Raw genomic sequence first — 22,129 nt, 5'->3', positions numbered from 1 at the left:
AGCGGCCGACTCGGAGCATGGCACACGTGCGCGTTTCGCGCGAGATGCCTTGCGCGAACTGCGCATCGCTGCAAGCCTCGTTCGCATGCCCGCCGCCTTCGATCTCCCGGATGTCCCCGTCCCCCTCTCCCCCCTCGTCCTCGGCACCATGACCTTCGGCGACACCGTCGATCGCCGCGGCGCCGCCACCGTCCTCGACATGGCGCTCGACGCCGGCGTCACCGGCATCGACACCGCGAACGTCTACGCGGGCGGCGAGACCGAGCGCATCCTCGCCGAGCTGCTGCCGGGCCGCCGTGAGCGCATGGTGCTGGCCACCAAGGCCGGCATCCCGCACCCCGACCAGGGCGAGCACGCCCCGCTCTCACGCGCGGGGCTGCAGAAGGCACTCGACGGCAGCCTCGCCCGACTCGGCACCGATCACGTCGATCTCTTCTATCTGCACCAGCCGGACCCCGGCACGCCGATCGCCGAGACCCTTGAGACCGTCGCCGAGTTCGCGGCCAAAGGCCGCATCCGGGCGTTCGGCGTCTCCAACCACTCCGCCTGGCGGATCGCGGACCTCATGCGTACGGCCGATGAAGTCGGCGCCCCGCAGCCCGCCGTGGCGCAGCAGCTGCACAACCTGCTCGCCCGGCGCATCGAGGAGGAGTTCACGGACTTCGTCGCCGACCCGGCGGCGCGCGGGCTGCGGCTGATGGCGTACAACGCGCTCGCCGGCGGCCTGCTGACCGGTCGCTACCGCGCGGGAGAGGAGCCCGGCGACGGGCGGTACGCGACGTCCCAGCTGGCGGGCTTGTACCAGGAACGCTACTGGCGTCAGGACATGTTCGAAGCTGTCGCGCGGCTCCAGTCCATCGCCGCCGACGCCGGCATCCCCCTCGCCGACCTCGCCCTGCGCTGGCTCCTGCACCGCGCATCGACGGACGCGGTCCTGATCGGCTGCTCCTCCCCCGCCCAACTGCGCGCCAACCTGGCGGCGGCCACGGCCGGACCACTACCCTCCGATGTGGCCACGGCCTGCGACGAGGTGGGCGCCGACCTGCGCGGCCCGATGCCGACCTATCACCGCTGACGCCGAGCACGAGGGGACCAGGACCATGAGCGAAGCGCGCTGGGCCCGCCTGGCTGTGTTTCGCCGCAAGCCCCGGTCGCCTCAGCCATCGACCGACGTCACCGGGCCCGAAGACCCGAACTCCTGCCAGGTGTGCGATCGCGCGGTACCGCTGCTCACCGCCACGGATATCGACGAAGAACCCTGGCCCGGCGGCCAGGGCTGGCTGGTCAACACCGGCAGGGTCAACCACCGGTTCGCCACCCGGGTCTGCCGCGACTGCTGGGACAAGAGCCTCGCCATCGAGGCCGCCACGCGGCGCGAAGCGGAGGAAGAGGTGGCCGCCAAGACGCGGGAAGCCGCGGCGTGGCTGGCCGACGCTCCCGTGATGGAGGAGCTGTCGGACGACCTGCGGGCGAGGAAGGGCTGGGAGGTCTACGGGAGCGACGACGCCGCGCGCCACCTGGGCCAGTTCGCCGTGTACGGCAAAGGCGCGATGGGCTACAACGCCGAGGGCGATGACGAGCTCCCGGCCGACTACCGCGACGGCGTGGCCCGCCCCGGCTATGACAATGCGCAGGGCTGCTACCTCTACTTCCGCGGCAGCGTTTTCCGTACCACCGACGGCCGGATAGCGGTCAAGTGGCGAGAGCACCACCGCGAATATCTGGATTAGCGGAGCCGGGCGGCCGCCCTAGGCCCTAGCCCGCATCATGCGCCGCCGCGATCGCCTCCACCCGCCGCGCCAGGTCGAAGTCCAACTCTGTCACCTTGCCGCCGACGCTGTGGGTGTTCACCGACAGCGTCAGCTTGTTGTAGCCCAGGGTGAGGTCGGAGTGGTGGCCGAGCTCCTCCTGGAGCTGCGCGATGTGCGCGACCATCGCTGCCGCCGGGGGATGACCGGCGAAGGAGTACGTGCGGGTGAGGCGCTCGTCGTCGGTGACCGTCCAGCCGGGCAGGTCCGCGAGGCGCGCTTCGATGTCGTCTTGGGAGAGCGGTTCTACTGCCATGCTTCGACCGTACCGCCGGAGGCTTGGGTACGGTCCAGAGCATGACCACTGCGACCGCCGACGCCCCCGACGGCAACCCCATCGGCCCCCTGCTGCGCGGCTGGCGCGAGCGGCGTGGGTTCAGTCAGCTGGAGCTGGCGCTGCGGGCGGAGTCGTCCGCGCGGCACCTGAGCTTCATCGAGACCGGGCGCTCCCGCCCCAGCCGGGCCATGGTGCTGCACCTCGCCGAGCACCTGGATGTGCCCGTACGCGAACGCAATGCGCTGCTGGTGGCCGCCGGTTACGCCCCCGAATACCGCGAGACGCCCCTTGACGACCCGGCCATGGCGCTGGTGCGGGAGAACGTGGAGCGGCTGGTGGCCGCGCACGACCCGTATCCGGCGCTGGTGGTCGACGGCGCGTACAACGTCGTGGCGGCGAACAACGGCATGGTCATGCTGATGGATGACGTCCCGGAACACCTCCTCACCCCTCCCCTCAATGCCATGCGGCTCACCCTGCACCCCGAGGGCCTCGCCCCCCGCATCCGCAATCTGCGCGAGTGGCGCGCGCATCTCATCACGCAGATGGACCGGCAGCTCGCCCTCGCCCGGTCGCCCGCGCTCAAGGCCGTGTACGACGAGGTGGTGGCGTATCCCGTGCACGACCCCGGTGAGGACGTGGGCGGGCCCGCGGGCTATGCGCCGCTCGCGCTGCCGCTGCGGGTCGAGTACGGGGGGCAGGTGCTGACCTTCGTATCGACGATCGCCACCTTCAATACGCCCGTCGACATCACCGTCTCCGAGCTGGCGATGGAGACGCTGCTGCCCGCGGATGCGGCCACGCAGAAATTCTTGACCGATCGTTCTTGACCGATCGTTCTCGAAAGGGCTAGGGTCCTTTGCATGGCCAGGAGCAAGGAGTTCGACCCCGACGCGGCGCTGCAGGCGGCCCTGGAGCTGTTCTGGCGGCGGGGCTACGAGGCGACGTCCATGGCGGACCTCGTCGACCACCTCGGCATCGCCCGCGCCAGCATCTACGGCACCTTCGGCAGCAAGCGGGAGCTGTACGAGAAGGCGCTCGCCAGCTATGCCGGCGCCCGTAATCCGGCGCAGCTCGCCGCGCTGGAGCGGCCGGGTCCCGCGCTCGACGCGGTGCGGGCGTACGTCCGCGGCTATGTGGGCGAGTGCGTGCACGACGACGAGCAGCGCGGCTGCTTCGTCACCAACACGGCCGTGGAGCTGGCCCCGCACGACGCCGACGCGGCCCGCGTCGTCCTTGGCACCTGGGACGCGATGGAGTCCGCGCTGACCGCAGCCCTCGACCGGGCGGCCGCGGCGGGCGAGCTGCCCGCCGGGCGGGATCCGCGGGGGCTGGCCCGGATGCTCGTCGTGCTGCTGCAGGGCATGCGCGTCGTCGGCAAGACCGGCGGGGATCCGGCGCGGCTGCGGGATGCGTCGGATACGGCGCTGTCGCTGCTGGACGGCTGAGGCCCGGGCTCGGGCTCGGGCTCGGGCTCGGGCCGTAACGAGAAAACCGATCACCACCACTGGAACCACTCGAAAGGCACCCCCATGTCCACACGCTTTGCCGCCAAGTCCGTCCTCGTCACCGGCGCCGGCACCGGCATCGGCCGCGCCATCGCGCTCGCCTTCGCCCGGGAGGGCGCCAGGGTGACCGTCGCCGGGCGGCGGGCCGAGCCGCTCAAGGAGACGGTGGCGCTCATCGAGGAGGCGGGCGGCGAGGCGCAGGCCGTCACCGCGGACGTCACCAGCGCCGCCGATCTCGCCGCGCTCGTCGCCGCCGCCGTCGACCGCTTCGGCGGGCTCGATGTGGCGGTCAACAACGCCGGGATCGTCGCCGCGACCGGACCGGTCGGTGACGTCGACGAGGCGGAGTGGCAGCGTCTCGTGGACACCAACCTCACCGGCGTGCTGCTGGCGATGGGGCAGCAGATCGGCCACATGCGCGCCCACGGCGGCGGTGCGATCGTGAACGTCTCCTCCAACTTCGGCGCCCACCGCCGGGTCCGGGGCGTCGGCGCGTACGTCGCCGTGAAGGCCGCGGTCACCGCCCTGTCCCGTAACGCCGCCCTCGACCACATCGCCGACGGCGTCCGTATCAACGTCGTCAGCCCGGGACCGGTCGACACCCCGCTCTCCGGCCGCCCCGGCGAGACCCCGGAGGAGAAGGTGGAGCGCATGAAGGTCCAGGTGCCGCTCGGCCGGGTCCTCGCCACGGACGAGATCGCCGCCGCGGTCCTGTACCTGGCAAGCGACGAGGCCGGCGCCACCGTGGGCGCCGACCTCGTGGTGGACGGCGGAGCGGCGGCATAAGAGCAGCCGCCCCACCGCCGGGAGGAGTACGGTCCCGGGCCGGAGTGCGCCGGTCCGGGGCCGCTTGGTGCCAGCATGCCGGGGTCGCGGGGAGGCGTCGATTACCGCACGGGTAATGCCCCGTGTCATTCCGGGCGGCAATCCCCCGGCCGCTGCGGGGGTCAGGTGTGCAGCTGCCAGTCGTAGTCGACCTGGTACTTGCCGCCGTGGCCGGTGAACTCCAGCGTGCGCTTCGCCGATGCGGTGCCGGTGCTCCACCGGGAGGTGAGCGACGCGATCACCGTGCTGGTCTGCTTCGGTGCGAAGACATCGTCGCCCCACCAGGCCTTCAGGAAGTCGAAGACCCTCCCGACGACATAGCCGACGCAGGCGCCGATGGCCGCCGTGACCGGGCCGCCGGGCGCGCCGATGATGCCGCCGATGGCCGCGGCGATCGCTGCGGTGACCTTCGAATCGACCAGGTCGAGCAGCTTGTCGAGGTATTCGGCGAAGCCGCCGCTGTCCTTTTCGGCGGCGCCGAGGACGACGAAGTAGCCCTTGGGGAACTTCACCGGGCCCTCGGCGATGTTGAACCAGCTGAATTCACGCGGCGGCGTATACGTCTTCACGTCCCCGCTGTTGCAGCTCATCACCTTGAACTGGCTGACCTTGTGGGTATCCCCGCTCTCGTCGATCGTGGTGCCGCCGAGATAGAACTCGTCCTTGCCGAGCTCATTCGTCTCCTCGACACACTTCACCCGGTGGATACGGAACGACAGCTTGGTCAGCTGCGCCGCGGCCGCCTCCCCGACGGCACTCTCCGCCGGCGCCTTCCCCAGCTCGCTCGACGGGAACTTCAGCCGGTCCGGGAACTTCAGCTTCGCCGCCTGCGCCCCCACCGAAGCCGGCGAACGCAGGTCTACTGAGGCGAGGTCCCCGTACCTCTTGGCGCGCGTCGCCGCCGCCTTCAGATCGGCCGCCACCTTGTCGGCGGCCTGCTTGCGCAGCCCCTCGGGCAGCGCCCCGAAGCGAATGGCGAGCACCGCCTCCGCGGACTTCGGATCCTTCGGCATCGGGTACTTGACCCGGTCCGAGTGGTGCACCGCGACCTTGTCGGCGGCGAGCTGCAGCTCGGCGACCACGCGATCGGCGACGGCGCGCAGCTTGGGATTGGGTACGGACTGGACTACGGAGTCCGTATTCACGGGCGGCTTCTTCGGTGCAGCACTGGACGACGCCATCGGTTTCCCCCTGGTATGCCGGACCCCGCGGCCGGTGCCGCGGGCGACGTCATCGACCGTAGGGCGGCGGGGGTGGGGGGCGCCCCGGGGTGCGGCCAGGGGATGTCCCTAGGACCGCCCCAACACCCGGCCCGGCTCGCCTTCCGGCAGCGGCTGCCGCGTGCCTAGGGCAGCAGGACGGGCTTCAGGGTCAGGCCGGCGTGGTGGTCGGCGATTGCCTGGTCGAAGGCGGCGAGGGGGTACGTGGTTACCAGGTCGTCGAGTGGCAGGTGGCCCTGCTCGTAGCGGCTGATCAGTTGCGGGATGAGTAGTGAAGGCTCGGCGTCGCCCTCGACGCAGCCGCGTAGCTGCAGGCCGCGCAGCATCAGGTCGCGGATGCCGAGCTCGGCCGTGGCGGGGCCGAGGCCGACCACTGCCAGCACGCCGCGCGGGCGCAGCAGGGCGAGGGTGCGGGTGATTGGCTCGGGGTGGCCGGTGGTGTCGAGTGCGTGGGTGGGCGGTGGGATGGGGGCGTCCAGGGAGGCGACGGCGGTCGCTCCGTGGCGGACGGCCAGCTTGCGGCGGGCGGCGACGGGCTCCGCCACCACGACCTCCACGCCCTCGGACAGGGCGGTCAGCACGGCCGCGGTGCCGACCGCGCCCGCGCCGACCACCAGCAGCCGGTCGCCGGGGCCGGGGCGGAGGGTGTTGAGCACCGCGCCCGCGCCGGTCAGGAAGCCGCATCCCAGCGGCGCGGCGAGCTCCGGCCGCAGGTCGCCGACCGGCACGCACGACCGCGCGTCGGCGAGCGCGGCCGTGGCGAAGGACGACTGGCCGAAGTACGCGCCGTACACGGGCTCGCCGCCGACGCGGATCGTCGGCGATCCGTCGGGCCGCCGCCCCGAGCCGTTGAGCGCGGTCGCCCGCTCGCAGTACGCCGGATGCCCCGCCGCGCACTGGCCGCACCGGCCGCAGGACGCGAAGGAGATCACCACCCGGTCCCCCGCCGCGAGCGGGCCGGCCTCCGCGCCCGTACGCTCCACGACGCCGCAGCCCTCGTGGCCGAGCACCGCGGGCCGGTCACCGAGCGCCTTCCGGGTGACGAGGTCGGTGTGGCAGACGCCGACCGCCTCGATCCGGACGATCACCTCGTGTGGGCGGGGGGCGTCCAGCTCCGCCTCGGCTATCTCCCAAGAGCCGGACCCGCGCGACAGCAGCACAGAGGCCGGGTGGCTCACTCCCGCTCCAGGCCGAAGTAGAAGTGCCGGCCATCCGCCAGTACGACGCCGGGCTTGCCGTTCATCACGCCCATCAGCGTGTCGTCGTCCACGCGCTTGAAGTGGTCGAAGACAGCCATGCCGTCGTACACCATCGTGGCCGTCATCTCCCCACGGAACTCCACATTCCACAGGCTTGCTTCACCGCGCCCCGACTCCGTATCGGAATACAGGCTGCCGTCCTCGGCCCGGCAGATCAGCGGCTTGGCGTCATCCGGCGCGTCAAAGCGCTTGCCGTGCCAGCGGCTGGCCGCCAGCACCTTCTCGATGGGGTGGCCGGTCAGGAAGGCGAAGCCGCGCCAAGAGCCGAGGATCGCCGCCGCGTCGACGGCTTCAAGTCCCGCCCACACCGCATCGAGTTCACCCGGGTCGACCTGCCCCTCCGCCGCCCGCAGCGCCCGCCAGCGCTCACCCACGCTCGCCGCGCTCATCGCACCCCCAGCCGACGCAGCAGCCCCAGCTGCTGGTTGGTGCGGCGTACGAACGTCCGCACGCCGCTCTCCCCCGGCTTCGGCGGGCCGAGCGGCATGAGCCGCTGCCTGGCGACCGTCTGGCTCTCCGTGTACTTGCGGATCCCCTCGGCCCCGTGCCGCCTGCCGAGCCCGCTGTCGCCCATGCCGCCCATCCCGGCCTCGATGCTGCCGGCGGCCGCGGCGGCGCCGTCGTTGATGTTCACCGCCCCGGCGCGGATCCGTGCCGCCATCCGGTCGGCTTCGCGCGCGTCGCCGGACCAGATCGACGCCGACAGGCCGTAGGCCCCCTGGTTGGCCAGGCCCACCGCCTCGTCGTCCGTGCCGTACGGATACAGCGACAGCACCGGGCCGAAGGTCTCGTCCCGGCACACGTCCATTTCGTCGGTGACGCCTTCGAGGATCGTCGGCTCGTAGCAGAGCGGCCCGATGTCGGGGCGGGCCCGGCCGCCCGCGAGTACGGTCGCGCCCTTGGCCACTGCCCCGTCCACCTGGGCCGCGACGGCCGCGAGCTGCGCCGCCGAGGTGAGCGGGCCGAGGTCGGCCGCGTAGTCGTAGGTCTGGCCGATCCGCAGCGCCTCCGTCAGGCGGACGAGCTCGGTGCGGAAGGCGTCGTGGATCTTCGCGTCGACATAGACGCGCTCGATGTGGATGCACATCTGGCCGGAGTTGGCGAAGGCCGCCACCACCGTGCCGGCCGCGGCGGCGGTGACGTCGGCGTCCGCCCGTACGATCAGCGGGTTCTTGCCGCCGAGCTCGAGTGAGGCGCCGATCAGGCGGCGGGCGGCGCGCTCGGCGACGGTACGCCCTGTGGCGGTCGAGCCGGTGAAGCCGATGAAGTCGGCGGCGTCGATCAGGGCGGTGCCCACCACGGAGCCGGGGCCCGTCACGATCTGCCACAGCTCGGCCGGCAGCCCGGCCTCCGCGAGCAGGGCGCGGGTCCACAGCATGGTCAGCGCGGTCTGCGAGTCCGCCTTGGAGACGACGGCGTTGCCCGCCAGGAGGGCCGGCAGTACGTCACCCACGCCGAGGTAAAGGGGGTAGTTCCACGGGGAGATGATGCCGACGACGCCCTTCGGCACCGGCACCTCCTTCACCTTCGTCAGGCCCGGCACCATCCCGCGCACGTGCCGCGGGGCCAGGTAGTGCCGGGCCCGCCGCGCGTAATGCCGGGCGATCGTGGCGACCTGGGCGACCTCCTGCCAGGCGTGATAGCGCGCTTTGCCGGTCTCCCACTGGATCAGGTCGAGCACCTGGTCCTGCCGGGCCAGCAGCAGGTCGTGGAAGGCGAGGACGATCTCGCCGCGGCGGCGCAGCGGCGTCCGCGCCCAGTCGCGCTGCGCCGACCGGGCGCCGGCCACCGCCGCCGCCACGTCCTCCGGCGTGCAGCCGGGGACGGTCGCGGTCGGCGTCAGGTCGTACGGGGCGACCGCGGTCACCGGCTCGGCGCGGTCGGGCTCGGGGCGCTCCGCGTCCTGGCCCACCCACGCGCACCACTGGGCGATCAACTCATCCGTGACCCATGCGGGTCGAGAGCTCGTCATGCGGGTCTCCTCGGTCATGTCGATGCCCTTGTCGGCGGCAGCACACGTCGCTATGTTAATCGGAAATCACATCCTGGAACAAGATCTGAACCGTCTCTGGCGACGCCAAGACCGCGCTGAGCCAGGCACGTTGAGCCGCTCGACCGACCAGGAAAGCGAGTAAGTCAATGCCAGATCTCAGCCGCAGGAAAGTTCTCTCGCTCGGCGCCGCACTGGGCCTCGTGGGCGCGGCGGGTTCCACCGGCAGCGCATGGGCGTGGTCGGCGAAGGACTCGGTCGCCGGGGCGGGGGCGGGCGCCGACCCGGAGTACGTATGGGACGACGAGGTCGACAAGCTGCTGGTCTCGCTGCTCGGCGACGGCAAGATCCCGGCGGTCAACACCGCGATGGCGTCCTGGGTGAACAACAACGACCCGCTGCCCAGCGCCTTCCCCTCCGGCCTCACCGCCTGGCTGCAGAAGGTCAACAAGCTTCCCTCCTGGGCCGACCACAAGAAGCTGGAGCGCGCCGCCGACTTCAACCGGCGCAAGGACACGTACCTCTTCATGCTGTACGGCCTCGGCAGCGGCATCATGAGCACGGTGATCCCGCGCGAGGCCAAGAGCGTCTACTGGTCGGCGGGCGGCGCCGACATGAAGGACCGCGCGGCCAAGACCTTCACCTTCGGCTACGACCTGGCCCAGCTGAAGGGCTTCGAGCCGGAGGGCCAGTTCATCGTCACCGCCAACAAGACGCGCCTCGTGCACGCCGCGGTCCGGCACCTGCTGCCGCAGTCGCCGCACTGGACGGCGGTCTCGGACCAGAAGATCCCGATCAGCAACGCCGACATCCTGGTCACCTTCCACAGCCTCGGCACGTACGTCCGCAGGAAGCTGCTCGACTGGAAGGTCCCCTTCTCCGCCGAGGACCAGGACGCCTTCCTGCACAGCTGGCAGGTCGCGCTGCACCTGCTCGGGGTGCGCGAGGAGTACATCCCCAAGTCATGGGCCGCCGCGGAAGCGCAGTCGGCGCAGGTCCTCACGCCGATCCTGGCCCCGTCCACCGAGGGCATCAAGCTCGCCGAGGACCTGCTCGGCCTGCCCTCCCAGGTTGACCTGGGCGTCACCCGCGGCTTCCTGAATGAGTTCGTACGCTACGTCCTCAGCAATGAGATCGGCGACTGGCTGGGCCTGAAGCGCGACTACGCGGCGGCGGCGCTGGTACGGACCGCATGGCCGGCCTTCATCGCCTTCCGCGAGGGCCTGAACCCCGTGGCCCCCGGCGCCTTCTACATGCTCGACCAGTTCGTACGCGCCCTGGCCATGGCCTTCCTCAACAACGGCTCCTCGGGCACCACGACCCCCATCGTGATCCCGACAGGGAACAGGGCGGGCTCCTGAACCACCCCGCCTCACAGCCCCAGGGCACCCACAACCAGCCGCGTCACGGCGGCCCGGTGCCCGGGGCTGTCCCGCCAGCGCAGCCGCCGCCCGGCCTCGACCACGACGCCGAAGCCGGCGTGGATCAGGACCCGCGCCTGCCGCGGGTCGAGTTCCGGGCGGGCCAGCCGCAGCTGCTGCTCCCATACGGCGATGTGCTCGCGCTGCGCGAGGACCAGGGGCCGCTGCAGGTCGGCGGGCAGGCCGACGAACTCGGCTTCGGCGACGCTGGTGAGGGCGGTGTGCTCGAAGCTGTACGCCACGTAGGTCGCCGCCAGCGCGGCGAGGGCGGCGCGCGGCTCCGGCGCGTCCTTGAGGCTCTGCTCCACGGCCTGCGTCAGCAGCCCGGCGGCCTGGAGGCAGGCCGCCGCCAGGATGTCGACCTTGCCCGGGTAGTGGCGGTAGAGCGCGGACGGGGCGAGGCCGACCGCCTTGGCGATCTGGCCGTTGGTGACGTTGTTGAACCCGTCGCGGGCGAAGAGCGGGATGGCGGCGGCGAGGATCTCGGCCCGGCGCGAGCGGGGCACGGGGAGCACGGGCAGCTCGACGGCGTGCGAGCTTCCCTTCGCCGGTGCGGGGTCGGTGGCGACCACGCGGAGGGCGCAGGCCAGCAGCAGTTCCTCGACCCGGCGCTGAGCTATGGAGGTGCGGTGCATCGTGATCGACCCGATCGCCCCGAGCGCGGCGACCACGCGCAATTCCTCGTCGGAGAGCCGGCCTTCGCTCCGTACGGCCTCGGTGACCCGCCCGACGAGGCGCCCGAACTTCGCCTTGAGCAGCAGCCGGTCCTCGCGATTGAGGTACCTGGCCTCCCACCGGTACACCCCGCCCGACTCCCGGTTGTCCACCGTGACCCGGATCAGCGCGGCGAAGAGCTCCTCCGGCGCCGCCTCGGCCGGCATCCCGTCGAGGACTTCCACGAGCCCGTCGACCATGGCGTGCGCGCACTCGGCGAACAGGGCGTATTTGTTGGGGAAATGCCGGTACAGGGCCGTGGCGGTGATGCCCACGCCTGCGGCAATCTCCTCCATGGACGCGGCGTGGTAGCCGCGCTCGCTGAAGAGCCGGCCTGCCGCCTTGACGATGAGCTGTCTGCGGTTGCGGGGACGGGTGGCGGTGGCCATGCGATTCAGTCAACCACACGATGAGCGCGCTGTGATTTTCCATTAACAAAATGCGTCACACGACACCTGAGGAGCCGCACCCATGCCGACCGACACGGCGCCCGCCTGGACCTTCCGGCAGCACTGGATGTCCCAGGCCGCCACGCACGCGCTGATGCGCCCCGAGAAGCCCGCGCTGCGCTATCGCGGGGAGACCACGACATGGGCGCAGCTGTCGCGCCGCTCCCTGCGGCTGGCCGCCGCGCTCGCCGACCGGGGCGTCGCCGCGGGCGACCGCGTGGCCATGCTGACGCTGAACCATCCGTGGTTCGTGGAGAGCGTCTTCGCGGCGAACAGCCTCGACGCCATGGCCGTACCGCTCAGCTTCCGGCTGGCACCGCTGGAGCTCGGCTACATCCTGGACGACTGCACACCGGCGGCGATCGTCGTGGACGCGCAGCTGCTGCCGCTGCTGAAGGCGGTGCCGAGCGCCGAGCGGATCGGCACGGTGGTCGTCGTCGGCGACCCGTACGAGGAACTGCTCTCGGCGTACGAGCCTATGGAACTCCCCGACATCAGCGAGGACTCGACCGCGCTGATCATGTACACCTCGGGCACCACCGGGCGCCCGAAGGGCGTCATGCTCTCCCACCGCAACATGCAGGTGCAGGCGCTCACCTGCATCCGCGCGATGGAGATCTTCGACGACTCCGACGTCGGCTTCCTGACCGCGCCCTTCTTCCACATCGCGGGCCTCGGCTCGATCGTGGCGAACTTCGTCGTCGGCGGCACGACCGTCATCCATCCGCTGGGCGCCTTCGACCCGGCGGCGGTGCTCGATGCGTACGAACAGGAGGGCGCCACCGTCGTGTTCAACGTCCCGCAGCAGTGGGACCTGCTCTGCGCCCAGCCCGGCATCGACAAGCGCGATCTGAAGCTGCGGATCATCAGCTGGGGCGCCGCACCGGCGAGCGACGCGACGCTGCGCGCCATGGCGGAGAAGTTCCCCGCCGCCCTCAACGTGGCCGTCTTCGGCCAGACCGAGACCTCCCCGATCACCTGCGTCCTCCGCGGCGAGGACTCCCTGCGCAAGCTCGGCTCGGTCGGCCGTCCGATACCGAGCATCCAGCACCGCATCGTGGACGCGGAGATGAACGACGTCGCGGTGGGCGAGATCGGCGAGATCGTCTATCGCGGGCCGACGCTGATGCGGGGGTACTGGAACAAGCCGGAGGAGACCGCGGCGGCCTTCGAGGGCGGCTGGTTCCACTCCGGCGACCTGGTCAAGCGGGACGACGAGGGCTTCATCTGGGTGGTCGACCGCAAGAAGGACATGATCATCAGCGGCGGCGAGAACATCTACTGCGCGGAGGTGGAGAACGCGATCGCCGCGCACCCGGACGTAAGGGAGGTCGCGGTGATCGGCAGGCCGGACGAGCGCTGGGGCCAGATCCCGGTCGCGTACGTCACCGTGCCGCCGGACTCCGAACTCACCCTCCCCCAACTGACCGACTTCCTCTCCGGCAGGCTGGCCTCCTTCAAGCGCCCCAAAGACCTCGTCCTGGTCCCCGAACTCCCCCGCAACGCGGGCGGCAAGGTGGTCAAGCCGCAGCTGCGCACGCAGGACGCGGAGCGCTAGGCCGCTCAGGCCTCCGTCGACAGCCGGGTCGCCAGCTGCGTACGGGACTCGACGCCGAGCTTCGGATAGAGCCGGCCGAGGTGGTATTCCACCGTCTTTACGCTGATCACCAGCTCGCGCGCCACCTGCCGGTTGGTCAGCCCACCGGCGACCGCGCGGGCGACCGCCAGCTCCTGGGGCGTCAGGAGTTCAGCCGCGGGGGTGCGCGTGGCGCCGTTGGGCGGGGCGGTGGGCTGGCCGCAGGCGGCCAGCTCGCGCTCGCAGCGGGCCAGGTCGGGGCGGGCGCCGAGGCGGGACAGGAGGTCGCGGGCGCTACGGAGTTCCGCGGCCGCGCGGTTGCGTCTGCCCGTACGCCGCAGGAACTGGCCGTGCGCCAGGTGCAGCAGCGCGCGGTCGAGCGGCGCCTCGACCCGCGGGGCGTGGTCGTGCGCGGCGGTGAAGGCGGCCGCTGCCGCCGGCGCGTCGCCGCGGGCCGCGGCCAGCACCGCCCGGGCGCGTCCGGCGGCGAGCAGCGCCGCGGGGTGGCGGCGGTCGGCGGCGATGCGTTCGTACGGGACGAGGGCCTGCTCGGCTCCGGTGAAGTCACCGAGCTGGGCGCGGGCTTCGGCCAGCAGGTCGGGCCAGGAGACCTGGCCGGGTTCGTCGTAGCGGCCCTCGTCGCCCGGGGTGCAGAGCGGGGCGAGGGCGGCGGCGGTCTCCTCGGGGTCGCCGCGGGCGCGGCCCAGGTAGCCGCCGGCGAGGCCGGCCCAGCGGACGGGGGCGGCGTGGCCGAGGACGGTGTACTGCTCGATGGTGCGCAGGTGTTGCTCCGCCTCGGCGAAGTCGCCGCGGGCGGCGTGGGCGAGGCAGGCGAGCAGGTGGTCGTACAGGGCGATGTGCGGCTGGTCGGTGTCGGCGGCGAGGGAGCGGGCGAGGTCGCTGTGGGTGAGGGAGTCGTCCCAGCGGCCCGCCTGGTACTCGGCCGAGGCCAGCGCCGTCGCCGTGACCACCCGGAAGGACGCGGCGCGGCCGTGGCAGGCGGCGAGCACGCCGGTCAGGTCGCGTACGGCGCCCGCGAGGTCGCCGGTGACCTCGCGGAGCGTGCCGCGGCCGAGGAGCTGTTCCAGTTCGGTTGGGTTCGCGGTGGCCGGGTCCGGTAGGTCGCGCAGCGTGGCGAGCGCCTCGGTCGCCCGGCCGCACATCGCCCGGCCGCTGAGCCCCAGGTAGTGGATCATGTCGGTGGCGGTCGCCGCGGGCGCGATCTCCAGCGCCAGGTCGGCCCACTCGGCCATGTCCGCGCCCCGCAGCTCGACCCCGGCGAGCGCCGCGAACTGCCCGGCGACACGGGCCGCCAGCTCCGGCTCCGCACGCGCGTCGGCGCGGTGCCAGGCGTCCCGCAGGAGCGCCTCCGCCCGCTGCGGGTCGTACAGGAGCAGCCGCCCCAGCAGATAGCTGCGCCACGGGCTGTCCGCGAAGCCCTGCACCCGCCGGGCCGCCTCCCCCGCGTCCGGTACGTCGCCGGCCAGCAGCCCCGACTCCAGGGCCTCGATGGCAAGTTGCTCGTGCCGCGCGCGGTCCGCGGTCAGCCGGGCCGCGGTGCCCAGGTGGGTGGCGGCGTCCGACCAGTCGCCCGTGGCGGCGCGGCGGCGGCCCAGGGCGGCGAGGTCCGCGGCCAGTTCGGGGTCGGGGCCGGTGGCGGCGCGGGCGCGGTGGCGGAGGGCCTGCGGCTCGCCGGGGGCGAGGGCGGCGGCGCGGAGGTGGAGGTGGTGGCGGCGGGAGGGGGTGAGGCGCTGGTAGACGGCGGCGTGTACGAGCGGGTGCGGGAAGCGTACGACGGGGTCGCCCGCGCGCTCGGTGAGCAGCCCGGCGGCGGCCGCCTCGCCCAGGGCCGGGAGGGGGTCGGGCTGGTCGGCGAGGGCGGCGGCGACGTCGAGTTCGCAGTGGGTGCCCAGGACGGCGGCGGCGGAGACGAGGGCCTCGGCGGGTGGGGTGACGGACTGGAGGGCGCCGAGGACGAGGGCGGTGTGCGACTTGGGGGCGGGGAGGGCGGCGCCCGGATGCTCGAGGTCGTCGAGGAGGTCGGGGGCGGGTTGCTCCAGCAGCGCGCGTACGTGCAGCGGGTTGCCTGCGGTGTGGCGGTGCAGGCGGGTGGCGGCGCGGGCGGAGAGCGGGGTCTTCAGTGTGCCGAGGCGGTCGCTGAGGCCGCGCAGTTCGGCCGGGGCGAGGCCGGTGAGGCGCAGGCGGACGGTGTCGTCGGCGGTCCACAGGCGGCGGGTGCCGGCGGGGAGAGCGACGTCGTCCGCGTCCCGTACGACGAGAATCGCCAGCACCCGGTCGGCGCGCAGCCGCCGCACGGCGAAGGTGAGAGCCTGCAGGGAGGGGTGGTCGGCCCACTGCGCGTCGTCGAGGAGCACGGCAACGGGCCCGGGCTCGGCACCGGTCGCCGGACCCGGCTCGGGGGCGCCGCCGACCTGCCCCGGCACGCCGCCTCCGGCAGCCGCAGCCGCCGACCCGCCGACGCCACTCGCCCGGCCCGCCTCGCCCCCGCCGTTCTCCGCCCCCGCCTCCTGCGCTTCCCCGATCGCGTCGACCAGCGCCGCGCCCCCGGCAAGCGCGTCCGGCCATCGCTCCCGTACGCCCAGCAGCTGCTGCAGCACCCCGAAGGCAAGCCCCGCCTCCGCCTCCTCGCCGCCCGCCTCAAGCACCCGCCCGACGCCGCTGCCCGCAAGGAGGCACCGCACCAGAGCGGTCTTGCCGACTCCCGCCGGTCCTTCGACGAGCACCCGCTGCGGCACCCCAGCCCTGGCCGCCTCAAGCGCCTGCCCCAGCCGCTCGAGCTCTGCCTCCCGACCCACGAACACCCGTTCCACACCAGGCATGTTCACCGGCCCGCGGAACAGCGTCGATAGCCCAACCGGCCCCTGGGCGGCTACCTCGCCGCCGTCGACCGCGGGTAGTCGGCGCCCTCCGGCTCGCCCTCCACCGGCTCGCCCCCCAGACCCGGCCGCTCAAGACCCAGCCAGCCCTCCAGGATGGCGTGCACCTGCTCGGCCCCGACGATCTCCTCGCCCTCCGACGGCGGCGTCAGCTCCCGGGGCCAGCACAGGAACGGCCGGCTCTGATCCCCGCCGAGCCCGCCGTGCGAGCCGACCTGGTCCTCGAAGGCGTGGATCATGCCGGTCTTCTCGTCGTACGCCGAATTGACCATGATGTCCGGGGTGTTGGTGAAGCCGGCGGTGCGCCGGACCGCATCGACCGCGCCCGGACCGAACGGAGCGAGCGGGTCGTCGCCGATGACCTTGCCGCTCTCCAGGTGGTGCTCGGAGCAGTTCCGGCCGAGCACCACGGGCCCGTACTCCTCCGACCGTACGAGCAGGAAGCCGACACCGGCATGCTCGGCGAGGGTGCGCAGCAGCGCCGGGTGCCGCCGGTCCAGCTCCTCCCGGCTGACCTGCCCCGGCACGTCGGGAAAGGAGATCAGGCCGAGGTTCCCGGAGCCGAGGACGATCGGCCCGGCCGCCCGCCCGCGCTCCGCCGACCCCGGCTCCTCCGCCTCCTCGGGCCGCCGCAGCGCCGCCCGCGCGGCGGCCCGCGCCTCGGCGCCGCTCTTGCTCTTCCGGGCCTTGCGCGACACCGGCAGCCCGCACCCGGCGCGAACCAGGTCCTGCAGCGTCAGCCCGTAATGATCGGCGAACGTGGGCCCCGCGCTTTGGCCGTGGTCGGAGAGCAGCACGATCCGGTACTCGCGCGGCGCGTACTCGGCGACCTTGGCGATCATCCGGATCTGCGCGTCGATGCGCCGCAGCACCTGGTGGGTGTTGCGGTGGTACGGGCCCGCGTAGTGCGCCACCTCGTCGTACGCCACCAGGTCGGCGTATACGGCGCTGCGCCCGGCGAGCATGTCGCCGAGCACGGCGGCGACGACGACGTCGCGCTGCACGACGGTGGCGAAGGCCCGGATGAAGGGATACAGCCCGCCGCGGCCGACGCGCGGCTTCTCGCGCCGCACCCGGGTCATCAGCGACTGCCCGACCTCCCGGAAGACCTCGGCGACGAAGGACGCGAAGGTGCGGGAGAAGTTGGCGGGGTCGGAGAAGTACGCGAAGTACCCGGCCCGCGACCGGTTGTCGCGCCCGCGCCGCGCGGCGACGGACAGCACCAGCGCGACCTCGCGGGCGCCGCCGGTGAAGAGATTGCCGCGGCTGGCCCCGTCCCGGCCGAGCAGCCCGGTATGCCCTGCCCGGCGGGCCGCGCGGGCCTGCAGCTCGGCGGCGGAGGTGGGCCGGTTGCAGACCATCACCTGCCCGGACTCCTTCTCGTGCCAGCGGAAGGCCGGCACGTCCGCATTGCAGCCGTGCAGGATGCCGAGCTGGCTGGCGCCGGTCTGGCTGGACCAGTCGGTACGCCACTCGGCGAGCCGGTGCGTGTCGCCGTGCCAGCCGGCGACGGTCTCCATCAGCGGGGGCACGGTCCCCCGCTTCACTCCCGTGCCGCATTCGCGCGGCTGGAGGGCGGCGAGCAGCACATCGTGGCCGATGCCGTCGAGCTGCAGTATCACCGTGCCGGGACCGTCACAGGCCTTCGCGAGCTCCTCGCGATCCATGCGCCGGTACGCGAGCCGGGCCAGGCGGCGCCGGTACGCACCGTCGTCGCGCACGGCCAGCGCGGTGCTCGCCGCCGACGAGGCCGCGGACATGACGGCGGCCACGACCACCGCGGTCTCGGGCTCGACCTGCCCCCGCCCCGCGGGGATGAGGCTGAGCGCGACCCAGAGCAGGGTGCCGTTGATGAAGAAGGCGAGCAGGCCGAGGACGTAGGCGGGGACGAGCAGCAGCGCCCGTACGACCACGGGCCACACGACGGCGCTGAGCAGGCCGAAGACCCCGGCGCCCGCGGCCGCGGTGATCGCGATGGTGGTGGCGCTGTCGCCGTCCTCGGACTGCAGCCTGAAGTCGGGCAGCGCCCCGGCGAGAATCAGCATGGTGACGGTGCCGACGGCCCACACGGCAATGACCCGCAGGACGGCTCCGCCGACGGTGCGAAGGCGCCTGCGGCGGTCTTGGTGGTCGCGCTCGGGCATGCGATTACCTTCGCATACGGGGCTGTGCCCACCCGCCCACCCGTTGCTCCGTGCGACAGGCAGAAACGCGATCCTTCCCTACGGGAGGAGGGCCGAGTGGAACGACGCCGCCGAAAAAACCCAGCACCGAGAACAAGCCGACCACCACGTTTTTTCGGTGGTGTCGTGGAACTCGGACCGGCCCACCCACCAACCAAGCCCGTCCGGCGCTTGAGGACATCCGTGGCGAAGCCACAGGATTCATCTGCCGTAGGCTCGTAGCAGGTGAGAGGAGCGATCAAGGTGCCGGTTGAGGTCACGTGGTGGGGTCACGCCACCACCACCGTCGTGGACTCGGGCGTCCGCGTACTCACCGACCCGCTCTTCGCGCAGCGGCTGATGCACCTCCGCCGCCGCCGCGGCGACCTGCCCCCGCGCAGCGCCACCGTCGCCGACGTCGCCGTCATCTCGCACCTGCACTCCGATCACCTCCACCTCCCCTCCGTCGCCCTCCTTCACCCCGGCACCCGCCTCCTCGTCCCCCGCGGCGCCCTCACCGCCGTGCCGGGGCTCCGCCGCACCACCGCCCAGGCCGAGCTGGAGGTGCACGAGGTCGTCCCCGGCGACGAGACCGACGTCGGCGACGGCGTCGTCATCCGCGCCGTCCGTGCCGAGCACGACGGCCGCCGCTGGCCGTACGGGCCGCGCACCGTCCCCGCCCTCGGCTATGTCATCCGCGGGGAGGCCACCACCTACTTCGCCGGCGACACCGGCCTCTTCGACATGGCCGAGGAGGCCGGACCGGCCCCCGACGTCGCCCTCCTTCCCGTCGGCGGCTGGGGCCCCTTCCTGGGCCACGGGCACCTCAACGCCGACCGCGCCGCCCAGGCCCTCGCCACCCTCGCCCCGCGCGCCGCGATCCCGATCCACTACGGCACGTACTGGCCGATCGGCATGGACGCGATCCGCCCGCACGAGTTCCACGCCCCGGGCCAGGAATTCGAGCGCCTGGCGGGCGGCACCGCGCCCGGCGTCGCCGTGCACCGCCTCACCCACGGCGAGTCGATCCGCCTGGAGGCCGCGAGATGAGCCAGCTGCAGCACCTCGCGAACGCGGCCGCCACCACCGCCACCGACGCCGGCAACATCCTGGCGACCACCGCGAAGCGCGCCGTCCCGCCGGAATCGACCCAGCAGGCGATCGGCTACCCCTCCGTCTTCCTCCTCGTCCTCGTCGGCTCCCTCGTCCCCGTCATCCCGACCGGCGCGGTCGTCAGCGGCGCGGCCGTCGTCGCCTTCCACCAGTCGTCGCCGTTCTCGCTGCTGTACGTCTTCGCCGTCGGCGCCGCGGCCGCGTTCCTCGGCGACACGATCCTGTACTGGCTCGGCCGCCGCGGCGTCGGCTCGAAGAACGGCTCCCGCTGGCTGGAGCGGATCCGCGACCAGGCCGCCCCCGAGCGCCTCGCGCAGGCGCAGCGGCAGCTGGAGGAGAAGCAGATCCCGGTGCTGATCGTCTCCCGGCTGATCCCGGCGGGCCGGATCCCGGTGATGCTGGCGTGCCTGCTCGCGCGGATGCCGCTGCGGACCTTCATCCGCGGGAACTTCCCGGCGTGCCTCGCCTGGGCCGCCACCTATCAGCTGATCGGCATCCTCGGCGGCTCGCTCTTCCCGGAGCCGTGGCAGGGCGTCGCCGCGGCCGTGGGCCTCACGATCGTGATCAGCGTGGCACCGATGCTGTGGCGCAAGGCCCGCGCCCTGCGCCACGCATAGCGCCCTAGAGCCCCGGCAGCACCCGCGACCCACCCACCGGCAGGTCCCAAAGCTCCTCGCGCGCCCGCCCCGCCGCCGCCCACGCCGCCCGCACCCGGTGCAGCGGCTCCTTGGGGAACTCGGCGGAAAGCATGAAGGTCCCCCAATGCATCGGCGCCATATGCCGCGCGCCGAGGTCCCGCACCGCCTTGACCGCCTCCTCCGGATCGGTGTGGACAGGCCGCAGCATCCACCGCGGCTCGTACGCGCCGATCGGCATCAGCGCCAGGTCGATGCCCGGGTAGCGGGCCCCGATCTGCTCGAACCAGTGCCCATAGCCCGTATCCCCGGCGAAATACACCCGCTGCCCGACCGCGTCGGTCAGCACCCACCCGCCCCACAGCGAACGGCACGTGTCCGTCAGCGTCCGCTTGCTCCAGTGGTGCGCCGGTACGAAGTCGAAGCGGACCCGGCCCCCGCCGCCGGGCCCCGCAGGCAGCTCGGCGGCCTCCCACCAGTCGAGTTCGGTGACGACCGTGAACCCCCGCCGCCGGAACCAGCGCGCAAGCCCGGCGGGCACGAACACGGGCGTCTCGCGCGGCAGCCGCTTCAAGGTAGGCGCGTCAAGGTGGTCGTAGTGATTGTGCGAGATCACCACCGCATCGATGTGCGGCAGGTCCTCCCACCGCACCCCGACCGGAGTGATACGGGCCGGCGTACCGAGGATCTTCCGCGACCACACCGGATCGGTGAGCACGCTGAGCCCTCCGATCCGTACGAGCCAGGACGCATGCCCGGCCCACGTCACGGCGACGGTCGAGGCGTCCGCCTCCGGCAGCGTGCCGGGCTCGAAGGGCAGCTGCGGGATCTCCTTCGCCGCCTCCGCGGGCGCCCGCAGCGTCCCTTCGCGGGCCATCCGGGCGAACATGCCGACGCCGGGCAGCGGCGCGGTGAGCCGGTCGGTGAAGGAGCGCGGCCAGGTGCGGAGCTCGCCCAGGGGGCGCGGGTCGGACAAGGCGGGGGTGGCCGCCGGCCGGGTCGCGGCCGGCGGCGGGCGGTGGTCGAGGGAGCGCTCTGCCTGTTCGGTCATCGCGGGGCTCCTGTCAGCTCGGTGACTGCCGATCCGAGGAAGGTCAACGCCTGGGCTACGTGGGGCAATTCCAAGGGGTCCGCCGCGGCGAGGGCCCGCTCCCGCTCCTCGTCGACCGCGCCGGTGAGCTGCGCGGTGGCGAAGCGCACGCGCAGCGCGTGCAGCGCGTCGCCGAAGCGGTGGCCGCCGAGGACGGCGCCGTCGCCGACCCGGTCGGCGAAGTACCGCTCCAGGTCCACGGAGTCGCTGACCCCGGCGGCCTCAAGGGCGCCGCGCAGCGGCTCGAAGTCGGCGTAGACCTGGTGCCCGGCGTGCGGGCGGCGGCAGACGGCTCCGGTGGCGGTGAGGGTGGCGTGCAGGGCGGCGGCGAGGGCGCCGTGCAGCCTGGCGGCGGCGCGTATTCGCTCGGCGACCGGCGGGGATTCGTTGAGCGCCAAGGTGGCTGCCTCGGCGACAGGGGCGGGCAGCTCGGCGCGGACGGCCGCGAGGGAGGTCAGCATCGCGGCGCGCAGCGCGGCGCCGCGCCCGGCGACCGGGAAGCGGGCGACGGCGGCGGGCCAGGCGGCGGGCAGGAAGGCGGCGGCCAGGTCGGTGATGACGACGACGCCCGGGTCGCCGTTCGGCAGCATCTCGGCGGGGCTGACGACGACCGTGTCGTGCGGGTCGTGCAGCGTGTCCCGGAAGCTCTCGTCGCTGACCACCAGCAGCCCCTCCCCCGCCGCCGCCTCGCAGGCCTCGTGCAGCAGCTCGGGCGGTGGAACGGTGCCGGTGGGGTCGTCGGCGGCGGAGACGATCAGCACCCGCGGATCGCCGCCCTCGCCGCGCACCCGCCGGACTGTCTCCAGCAGCTGGTACGGATCCGGCGCCCCGCCGCTCTCCGCGGGCACCCCGACGCCGTACACGGGGCGGCCGAGGAGCCGGGCCTGCGGGGCGTACCAAGCGGCGCCGGGGCGCGGCACCAGCACATCGCCGCCCGCCGCCTTCAGCAGCGCGAGCAGCAGCGGCTGCGCGCCGGGTCCGGCGAGGGTGTCGCCGGGGGCGGTGTGCAGGCCGCGGCGGGTGTAGTAGCCGGCGGCGGCGGTGCGCAGCGGGAGGGCGCCGCCGGCGGGTTCCGGGTCGGTGCGGTGCGCGGCGTGCGCGAGGCAGGCGGCGAGCTCGCCGAGCACGGGCAGCCCGGGGTCAGGGACGGCCAGCCGCATCCGTCACCTCCCGGCATTGGGACCT

Annotated in this window: 19 protein-coding genes; 9 read left to right on the top strand and 10 right to left on the bottom strand. The window is 73.1% G+C overall.

The features are described from left to right. Positions 1–85 precede the first annotated feature (85 nt). Positions 86–1,075 (top strand): aldo/keto reductase, encoded by a 990-nt coding sequence (locus ACNNMR_RS37675; protein WP_419999210.1) that lies wholly within the window; start codon positions 86–88, stop codon positions 1,073–1,075. 25 nt (positions 1,076–1,100) lie between these two features. Further along, positions 1,101–1,730: a hypothetical protein gene (locus ACNNMR_RS37670; protein ID WP_419999209.1), complete on the top strand. Its 630-nt coding sequence runs from the start codon at positions 1,101–1,103 to the stop codon at positions 1,728–1,730. A gap of 25 nt (positions 1,731–1,755) precedes the next feature. Here ACNNMR_RS37670 and ACNNMR_RS37665 read toward each other — a convergent pair whose 3' ends face one another. Further along, positions 1,756–2,064, bottom strand: a complete 309-nt coding sequence (locus ACNNMR_RS37665; RefSeq protein WP_419999208.1) for a 4a-hydroxytetrahydrobiopterin dehydratase — start codon at positions 2,062–2,064, stop codon at positions 1,756–1,758. Positions 2,065–2,105: 41 nt separating this feature from the next. Between ACNNMR_RS37665 and ACNNMR_RS37660 the strand changes: the two genes are divergently transcribed. The 3 genes from ACNNMR_RS37660 to ACNNMR_RS37650 all read left to right on the top strand — a co-directional run bounded on the left by ACNNMR_RS37660 (position 2,106) and on the right by ACNNMR_RS37650 (position 4,379). Continuing rightward, a complete protein-coding gene (locus tag ACNNMR_RS37660) occupies positions 2,106–2,915 on the top strand; it encodes a helix-turn-helix domain-containing protein (RefSeq protein WP_419999207.1) in 810 nt (269 codons plus the stop codon). 33 nt (positions 2,916–2,948) lie between these two features. After that, positions 2,949–3,533 carry a TetR/AcrR family transcriptional regulator gene (locus ACNNMR_RS37655; RefSeq protein ID WP_419999206.1) on the top strand — a complete coding sequence of 195 codons (585 nt, stop codon included), beginning with the start codon at positions 2,949–2,951 and terminating at the stop codon, positions 3,531–3,533. An 84-nt stretch (positions 3,534–3,617) separates the two neighbouring features. Next, positions 3,618–4,379 (top strand): SDR family NAD(P)-dependent oxidoreductase, encoded by a 762-nt coding sequence (locus tag ACNNMR_RS37650; protein ID WP_419999205.1) that lies wholly within the window; start codon positions 3,618–3,620, stop codon positions 4,377–4,379. 161 nt (positions 4,380–4,540) lie between these two features. Here ACNNMR_RS37650 and ACNNMR_RS37645 read toward each other — a convergent pair whose 3' ends face one another. The 4 genes from ACNNMR_RS37645 to ACNNMR_RS37630 form a co-directional block, all read right to left on the bottom strand. Continuing rightward, positions 4,541–5,563: a hypothetical protein gene (locus ACNNMR_RS37645; protein ID WP_419999204.1), complete on the bottom strand. Its 1,023-nt coding sequence runs from the start codon at positions 5,561–5,563 to the stop codon at positions 4,541–4,543. A 200-nt stretch (positions 5,564–5,763) separates the two neighbouring features. Next, entirely contained in the window at positions 5,764–6,816 is a 1,053-nt protein-coding gene (locus tag ACNNMR_RS37640) for an alcohol dehydrogenase catalytic domain-containing protein (RefSeq protein WP_419999203.1), read from the bottom strand. After that, complete coding sequence (locus ACNNMR_RS37635) at positions 6,813–7,286, bottom strand: DUF4334 domain-containing protein (RefSeq protein ID WP_419999202.1); 474 nt, start codon at positions 7,284–7,286, stop codon at positions 6,813–6,815. The genes ACNNMR_RS37640 and ACNNMR_RS37635 overlap by 4 nt, the downstream gene beginning before the upstream one ends. Then, complete coding sequence (locus tag ACNNMR_RS37630; RefSeq protein WP_419999201.1) at positions 7,283–8,869, bottom strand: succinic semialdehyde dehydrogenase; 1,587 nt, start codon at positions 8,867–8,869, stop codon at positions 7,283–7,285. The genes ACNNMR_RS37635 and ACNNMR_RS37630 overlap by 4 nt, the downstream gene beginning before the upstream one ends. A gap of 167 nt (positions 8,870–9,036) precedes the next feature. On the opposite strand from ACNNMR_RS37630, the gene ACNNMR_RS37625 reads away from it, so the two are divergent. Next, a complete protein-coding gene (locus ACNNMR_RS37625; RefSeq protein ID WP_419999200.1) occupies positions 9,037–10,248 on the top strand; it encodes an oxygenase MpaB family protein in 1,212 nt (403 codons plus the stop codon). Positions 10,249–10,259: 11 nt separating this feature from the next. Here ACNNMR_RS37625 and ACNNMR_RS37620 read toward each other — a convergent pair whose 3' ends face one another. Continuing rightward, positions 10,260–11,411, bottom strand: coding sequence for a TetR/AcrR family transcriptional regulator (locus ACNNMR_RS37620; protein WP_419999199.1), 1,152 nt, complete (start codon positions 11,409–11,411; stop codon positions 10,260–10,262). Positions 11,412–11,493: 82 nt separating this feature from the next. On the opposite strand from ACNNMR_RS37620, the gene ACNNMR_RS37615 reads away from it, so the two are divergent. Continuing rightward, positions 11,494–13,029 carry a long-chain-fatty-acid--CoA ligase gene (locus ACNNMR_RS37615; protein WP_419999198.1) on the top strand — a complete coding sequence of 512 codons (1,536 nt, stop codon included), beginning with the start codon at positions 11,494–11,496 and terminating at the stop codon, positions 13,027–13,029. A gap of 5 nt (positions 13,030–13,034) precedes the next feature. Here the strand turns inward: ACNNMR_RS37615 and ACNNMR_RS37610 are convergent, their stop codons facing one another. Together ACNNMR_RS37610 and ACNNMR_RS37605 are read right to left on the bottom strand one after the other, a co-directional pair. Further along, positions 13,035–15,878, bottom strand: a complete 2,844-nt coding sequence (locus ACNNMR_RS37610; protein ID WP_419999197.1) for a helix-turn-helix transcriptional regulator — start codon at positions 15,876–15,878, stop codon at positions 13,035–13,037. 59 nt (positions 15,879–15,937) lie between these two features. Beyond that, entirely contained in the window at positions 15,938–18,088 is a 2,151-nt protein-coding gene (locus ACNNMR_RS37605) for a phage holin family protein (RefSeq protein WP_419999196.1), read from the bottom strand. A 282-nt stretch (positions 18,089–18,370) separates the two neighbouring features. Here ACNNMR_RS37605 and ACNNMR_RS37600 point away from each other — a divergent pair, with 282 nt between their 5' ends. Both ACNNMR_RS37600 and ACNNMR_RS37595 read left to right on the top strand, forming a co-directional pair. Further along, positions 18,371–19,156, top strand: a complete 786-nt coding sequence (locus ACNNMR_RS37600; RefSeq protein WP_420000616.1) for an MBL fold metallo-hydrolase — start codon at positions 18,371–18,373, stop codon at positions 19,154–19,156. Then, positions 19,153–19,836 (top strand): DedA family protein, encoded by a 684-nt coding sequence (locus ACNNMR_RS37595; RefSeq protein ID WP_419999195.1) that lies wholly within the window; start codon positions 19,153–19,155, stop codon positions 19,834–19,836. The genes ACNNMR_RS37600 and ACNNMR_RS37595 overlap by 4 nt, the downstream gene beginning before the upstream one ends. Positions 19,837–19,840: 4 nt before the next feature. Here the strand turns inward: ACNNMR_RS37595 and ACNNMR_RS37590 are convergent, their stop codons facing one another. Both ACNNMR_RS37590 and ACNNMR_RS37585 read right to left on the bottom strand, forming a co-directional pair. Beyond that, positions 19,841–20,905: an MBL fold metallo-hydrolase gene (locus tag ACNNMR_RS37590; RefSeq protein ID WP_419999194.1), complete on the bottom strand. Its 1,065-nt coding sequence runs from the start codon at positions 20,903–20,905 to the stop codon at positions 19,841–19,843. After that, positions 20,902–22,104, bottom strand: coding sequence for an aminotransferase class I/II-fold pyridoxal phosphate-dependent enzyme (locus tag ACNNMR_RS37585; protein WP_419999193.1), 1,203 nt, complete (start codon positions 22,102–22,104; stop codon positions 20,902–20,904). The genes ACNNMR_RS37590 and ACNNMR_RS37585 overlap by 4 nt, the downstream gene beginning before the upstream one ends. Positions 22,105–22,129 lie beyond the last annotated feature (25 nt).

The sequence above is a fragment of the Streptomyces boninensis genome, assembly GCF_048572725.1.
Taxonomy (GTDB): domain Bacteria; phylum Actinomycetota; class Actinomycetes; order Streptomycetales; family Streptomycetaceae; genus Streptomyces; species Streptomyces boninensis.
This window is presented reverse-complemented; position numbering and strand designations above follow the sequence as displayed.